Below are 6,181 nucleotides of genomic sequence, written 5' to 3'. Positions count from 1 at the left end.
TAAAAACGCTAAGTGGGATTGAAGTCATGCATCAACTACATAAAGTAAGCCAAAGAGAACCAAGTCTCTTTGGTTTTTCGTCGTCACAATCACTAGTCGAATTATTAGTACAATGATCCGTTCAACAATCGTCCCAATGTATCACAAAGACTATTTTGTTAATTTTGCACCAGAACCTTGCGGACGATGTTATTGCTTCTGGTAATGTCGGCGATTCATATTCAACTATCCAAAAGGATGTGCCAGGCTACACCTTCAAAGAAGTCCAAGGGAACCCTACGGGTAGCTTTACGGATCAAAATCAGACTGTTACCTACATTTACACGAAGAACCCCGTAACAAATAACAATGGCAGCACTGGGTCCAATCAACCGGGGAATCCAGGTAATGGTACGAATACAGGAAGTACTAGTTCTAACCAACCGGGGAAACTTTCTAAACCAAGTAACACTACTAACAACGGCATAATCAATAAGTCGACTAATATGGAATCTAAAGTCAACAATAGCGTTGTTAATTCACCAAGATTACCTCAAACTGGTGAAAACAATAGTCAAAGTCAAACAATGTCATTTTTTGGTATTTTGTTGGCAATGTTTGATGGTTTACTCGGTTTTCTTGGTATCAAGAAACATCATAACGATTAACCATTAAATAAATATATTTGTAGCGAGTATAGATTATTTAAAGAAGGAGGCCGGGGAAACCCCTCTTCTGGATAAATTTGAAAATTGAAGCCGCCGAACAATTTAGTTCCAGCTTTGAATTGATTGTTTGTCTGAATGGATCCAGTAAACTTGGTCGCTTCGGTCGACCACCAGCAAGTCCGGTTTTGGTTTCCTCATAGGCTTTCTTAACGGTTCGATAATCAACATTATATTGCCGGGCAATCTCGGCAAAGTTAGGTTTAATATTTTCAGTCACGTAAATCGTCACTCCTTCTCTTAAATCACGTCTCACATCAAATTCCTCCTACAGTCTGATGTGATTCATGATACAAAAAATGTAGAAAAACCAACAGTTTTAAACTGCCGTTTTCCTACATTTTACGGGTGTCGTTTACAGTCAGTATACTTTTCAATACGATGAGGCCCTCGCAGATAGTCAATTACGACCATTGGATACCCTTGAGGAAAATAGTTAATGTTCGGTTTTTAAGGCGTACCGCTACTTTTCGTATGGATGTTCCATAAGGGGACTTGTTTTGAGCACATTAGTGCTCAAGATTTAACAACGACGTTACTCGAAATTAACCAGCGCCCCCTTAAAGTACTTAACTGGCAAACACCTTACCAAGTGATGCTGACTAATTTGTCAAAAAATTCGGATTAAATTTGCAATCTACTAAAATAATTAATTTACTAACATTAGTGCCACCGCGACGAGCTACAATTTTGACATTTTTTCACAGTACTTACACGCCAAGATAGTCGCACAACGAAAATGACGACCGTCTGTTTGCGACATCATTTGGCCTCCGTATTCCACTCCAAACGCCGGTCAAACAAAAAAAGAGTGGCCGGTCATTCCTGGTCACTCCGTTAGTGCTGACATATTCAGTTAAGCTGAATAGCTGGACTTTGATTTAATTCAACCACACATTAATACAAATATTGTAAGTCACTAGCCGGCGTTGGGTAAGCCAATACCAACCGTTGTAAATCTGGTAAAGTCACGTGTTTTTCAATTAACAACGTGAAGTAGTTAATCATCTCGTCGGCAACATCACTTAGAAGGGTAGCACCCACAACCTGCCCACTCGCTTTAGAAACCACTACTTTAGCTTGGGCTTGTTGTGCGCCAAAGCGGTAATAAGTGAACCACTTCGTCATATCAAGTGTATTGACACAATACTCATCTGGATGCTCAGTCGCCGCGGCCGCGCTGATCCCGATTTGCGCTAACTTGGGCGCTGCAAAAACCTGCGTTGGCACAACGGGATACTTTATGGCTGCGCCGGGATGCGTCAACTCACCGACCAGATAACGCGCTTCAAAACCTGCAACTGGCGTTAACTTCGGTACCGGTGTATCGCTGATATCCCCAATGGCATAAATGTGCGGGTTGGCCGTCTGCAAATGATCATTGACTTGAATCCCATGCCGATCAAAGGTAACGCCCACGTTGGCTAGACCTAACTGGTCCGCGTTCGGAATCCGTCCCGCTGAGCTGATGACCAGATCCGTTGTCAGCTCGAAATTATCAGCTGTCAATTGTAGACCGGTCGCCGTTTTAGTAATTGCTTGGACATCCGTATTCAAGTCAAACGTGATTCCATCAGCCGTCATTGCGGCCATCAAATCCTTAACCAAATCTGCATCAAAAGCTTTTAACGGACGGTCATTATGATGAATCACGTGCACATCGGCGCCAGCGGCATTCGCAATCGTCGCCAATTCAAAGCCTACGTAGCCACCACCTACGAATGTCACGCGTTTAGGCATCTGGTCCAAATCTAAGAAGTCAGTGCTCGTCTTAAAGTATTCGTGCCCGGTAATCGGTAGAATCTCCGGACGCTGACCAGTGGCAATCACGTAATCAGTCGCACTGACTACTCGATCCCCGACCGCTAACTGATTGTCGGATTGAAAGTACGCTTGACCATGTAACGTCGCAATATCTTGCCCCTTTAGCCCGTTCAACGTCCCATCGTTGATGCCATCCGTATAGCCTCGTTTATGCGCCATCAGTGCTAGCCAATCAATTTTGGGCGCACCAATCAGGCCCTGCCCTTGTAAATGTTGCGCCGCTTGTAGCGCTTCGACGGCGCTTAATAGGATTTTCTTAGGGTCACAACCGCGGTTAGGACAAGTGCCGCCCCACAGATCCGCTTCAACGATCAACACTGTCTTGCCCTGAGCCTTTAATCCGCTAGCCATGGCATTGCCGGCTGGTCCGCCACCAATCACAACAACATCGTACTGTTCCGCCATTCGAAATTCCTCCTTAAATTCATTAGCGACCATCAATTATCACAACTTAGTGTAACTGATTCATCCTTAATTGACGATTAAGATACTTCTTCATGTTGACTCAAGTAAGCCACGATTCGTTGGCGATCCAAATAGCCAACAACCCGATTTTTTTCCGTGACCGCCACATAATCGTGATCTGTCAATGCCGTAAAGGCGGTGCGTAACGTGGCTTTAACGTCTAACGATTGAATCCGACCACTCGCAACACTGGGTTTTTCTGTGAGATAACCCTGAATAAGCCCTACACGCCCAACGTAGACATCATAGATATTTTTAGCTCGGCTCGCACCAAAGAAGTTCCGCACAAAGTCGTTCACTGGATGCTGAGCCAGAGCAGCCGGCGTATCGACTTGTATTAACTGACCGTGTTGCATGACACCGATCCGGTCACCCAACTTCAACGCCTCATTCATATCATGCGTCACGAAGACGATCGTGTTGTGATAGCGGGCGTGTAGCCGTAAGACCAAGTCTTGCAATTGTTGCCGCGAGATAGGGTCTAACGCACTAAATGGTTCATCCATCAAAACAATATCTGGTTGCGCCGCAATCGCCCGTAAGATACCGATGCGTTGCTGCTCACCACCGGATAATTCTGACGGCATCCGGTTACGGTATTCCTTTGGATCGAGGCCAACTTCCGCCAATAGCTCATCACTCGTTTGATTAATTTCCTTCTTAGCTGTCCCTTTCATTTCTGGAATCACGGCGATATTTTGCGCCACCGTCATCGTTGGGAACAAGGCAATTTGCTGTAAGACATACCCCATTTGCCACCGTAGACTTCGGACTGGTATCGTGGTTGTATCAGTACCATTAACTAGGATTTTACCAGCCGTCAATGGCTCTAAGCAGTTGATCATTTTAAGTGACGTCGTTTTGCCACTCCCAGAAGTCCCTACCAAAACAAATAGCTCACCCTGGTCAATCGTTAAATTAAGGTCGGGAATCACGGTCTGCCCATTAAAGTCTTTCTGGACATGTTGAAATTCAATTGCCGTTGTCATTTAACGTCCCTCCTTCAATAAACCGTGCTTCACAAGATAGCGATGTGCAACCGTCGAAGCGGACTGCTTCTTAACATTGACTTCATAGTTCATTTCTTGCATATCAGTTTCTGAAATCTTTCCTGCTAACTTATTTAACGCTTTAACGACCTTAGGATGTTTGTTGGCAAAGCTCGTCTTCATCAACGGTGCCCCTTGATACGTTGGGAAGAAGTGCTTGTTATCCTTCAATAAGGCCAAGTGATACTGCCGTAATTCACTATCCGTCGCATAGGCATCTACCAAGTTGATTTTCCCCTTACTGATGGCTTCATAGCGTAGCGCCGGCTCCATCGACTTGGCAGTCACGTCTAACCCATAAGTCTTCTTGATTCCTTTTAAGCCATCATTACGATCAATAAACTCTAGGGTCATTCCGGGTTTCAGAATCGATTCAACTTGCGTTAAGTCGCTGAGTGTCTTCAAATGATGTTCTTGTTGAAATTTCTTAGTCACTGCCAATGCGTACGTATTGTTATACTGCATCGGCTTCAAGTAAGTCATTTGTTCCTGCTTAGCAAGGCGCTGTTTGGCGAGCTGATAGGTCTGGTTAGCTGTTTGACCAGCTGGGTTATTTCCCTTAACTAAGGTCTCCAGCACCGAGCCAGTAAATTCAGGATAAATATCAACCTGATTATTCTTTAACGCGTTGAATAAGAACGTGGTCTTGCCAAAGTTAGGCTTGAGCGTCACATGAACGTGTTCATCTTCAGCTTCAATCAGCTGCTTATACATATTAATCAAGATTTCTGGTTCGGAACCAAGTTTACCTGCAATCGTAATTGTTTCAACTCGATTGGCATAGACACTATAAGCCCCGCCACCACCAAGTAAAGCTAAAATACCGACAAAGACGATTAAGGCGTGGCGTGGTTTAGCCGTTTGAAACCACCGAACGAGCGCACTCAGCATAATTGCTAACAATGCTGATGAGATGGCCCCAATCAATAATAACGAGGTATCATTACGGTCAATACCGAGCATGATAAAGGTCCCGAGACCCCCAGCACCAATCAAAGCGGCCAAAGTAGCCGTCCCAATGATTAAAACGAGCGCGGTCCGAATCCCAGCAATGATCTGTGGTAGGGCAATGGGTAGTTCAACTTTAAACAACTTACGCATTCGTGACATCCCAAAGGCATCGGCGGCCTCTTCAATTGAGGCATCGATTTCTGAGATACCCAAGTAAGTATTTTGAAAAATCGGCAGTAAAGCATAGATCACTAGCGCAATTACTGCTGGCACCGTTCCAATCCCAACTAACGGAATCAATAACCCTAACAGTGCCAAAGACGGAATCGTCTGTAGGACACTCGTGAGCTGTAACAATCCCTCGGCCCACCGTGGTCGTCGAACGACCCAAATAGCCAACGGAATCGCAACTACCATTGCGATGACTAATGATGCTAATGAAATCCCCAAGTGTTGCCATAGCGCAGTCAGCAAATCCCCGCGTCGATCTATAAATGTCTGTATTAATGTCTGCATGCTAACCTTCAGTCCTCACCTTTTTGCTTAATAACTTCTTAATTATCCATGTATTTAATCGTAGCATAATCCGCCAAAAATCATAGTAATACGCACTGGCAATTCACTAAATTTTGTAACTATTGTAGTTGTACGTTAAAATTATTCATTGATTTAAAATGAAGCTGGCTAGTTTTTACGAAACTATTAGATGAACCACTCAATGGATTATCATTACAACTAAGGAGGCCCCAACAATGACTACGATTCATCTTTACCTTGCAAGTACCAATGCTCAGAAGTCAATAAATTGGACTATTTTTATTCAGTTACTTAGGCAACATTTGAGATGCGATTGCGATTATAAAAATTGATATACCAACCAATGGCTGCTTGAACTTCAGTTAATGTTTGGTACTTTCATAGTCGCCTTACTAGCGTTAGTTGTTGAGTTGATTAAAAATCAGTAAAAAAATAACCGCCTTAGCTCTGCCAAGCTAGCGGTTATTTTAACTTTATAACTAATGCCACCGTCTTAAACGGCTCTACACGGGAAGCCTTGTTAGCGCAAGGCTTCCTTTTTCTGTATTCATTATATCATGCCTAGCCAAAATTGAGAAACAAAGTATTTATATGTCTCTATATAGAAACGCTTAACCATTCAATTTAGCCCTACATTTCAAGGGCTATTAT

General features: G+C 43.7%; 5 protein-coding genes and 4 pseudogenes. 4 read left to right on the top strand and 5 right to left on the bottom strand.

Annotated features, from left to right (window positions below; genetic code table 11):
* Both JOC59_RS09035 and JOC59_RS09030 read left to right on the top strand, forming a co-directional pair.
* A pseudogene (locus JOC59_RS09035) lies at positions 1-116 on the top strand (IS6 family transposase); the annotation flags it as partial.
* Between the two features lie 60 nt (positions 117-176).
* A pseudogene (locus JOC59_RS09030) lies at positions 177-647 on the top strand (MucBP domain-containing protein); the annotation flags it as partial.
* Positions 648-684: 37 nt separating this feature from the next.
* On the opposite strand, the gene JOC59_RS09025 reads toward JOC59_RS09030, so the two are convergent.
* Positions 685-960, bottom strand: a complete 276-nt coding sequence (locus tag JOC59_RS09025; protein WP_239517096.1) for a hypothetical protein — start codon at positions 958-960, stop codon at positions 685-687.
* Between the two features lie 219 nt (positions 961-1,179).
* Here JOC59_RS09025 and JOC59_RS09020 point away from each other — a divergent pair.
* Positions 1,180-1,332, top strand: a pseudogene (locus JOC59_RS09020) (IS30 family transposase); the annotation flags it as partial.
* 269 nt (positions 1,333-1,601) lie between these two features.
* On the opposite strand, the gene JOC59_RS09015 reads toward JOC59_RS09020, so the two are convergent.
* The 4 genes and pseudogenes from JOC59_RS09015 to JOC59_RS09580 form a co-directional block, all read right to left on the bottom strand.
* Positions 1,602-2,933, bottom strand: a complete 1,332-nt coding sequence (locus tag JOC59_RS09015; protein WP_205144420.1) for a dihydrolipoyl dehydrogenase family protein — start codon at positions 2,931-2,933, stop codon at positions 1,602-1,604.
* A 77-nt stretch (positions 2,934-3,010) separates the two neighbouring features.
* A complete protein-coding gene (locus JOC59_RS09010; RefSeq protein WP_205144419.1) occupies positions 3,011-3,982 on the bottom strand; it encodes an ABC transporter ATP-binding protein in 972 nt (323 codons plus the stop codon).
* Positions 3,983-5,509 carry an ABC transporter permease/substrate-binding protein gene (locus JOC59_RS09005; RefSeq protein ID WP_205144418.1) on the bottom strand — a complete coding sequence of 509 codons (1,527 nt, stop codon included), beginning with the start codon at positions 5,507-5,509 and terminating at the stop codon, positions 3,983-3,985.
* Between the two features lie 312 nt (positions 5,510-5,821).
* Positions 5,822-5,896: pseudogene (locus JOC59_RS09580) on the bottom strand (hypothetical protein); the annotation flags it as partial.
* On the opposite strand from JOC59_RS09580, the gene JOC59_RS09575 reads away from it, so the two are divergent.
* Positions 5,896-5,958 carry a putative holin-like toxin gene (locus JOC59_RS09575; RefSeq protein ID WP_205144421.1) on the top strand — a complete coding sequence of 21 codons (63 nt, stop codon included), beginning with the start codon at positions 5,896-5,898 and terminating at the stop codon, positions 5,956-5,958. The pseudogene JOC59_RS09580 and the gene JOC59_RS09575 sit on opposite strands and share 1 nt — an antisense overlap.
* Positions 5,959-6,181 lie beyond the last annotated feature (223 nt).

The sequence above is a fragment of the Periweissella beninensis genome (genome assembly GCF_016908275.1).
GTDB lineage: Bacteria > Bacillota > Bacilli > Lactobacillales > Lactobacillaceae > Periweissella > Periweissella beninensis.
Note: the sequence above shows the minus strand (reverse complement) of the source record. Positions and strands in the feature narration are given on the sequence as shown.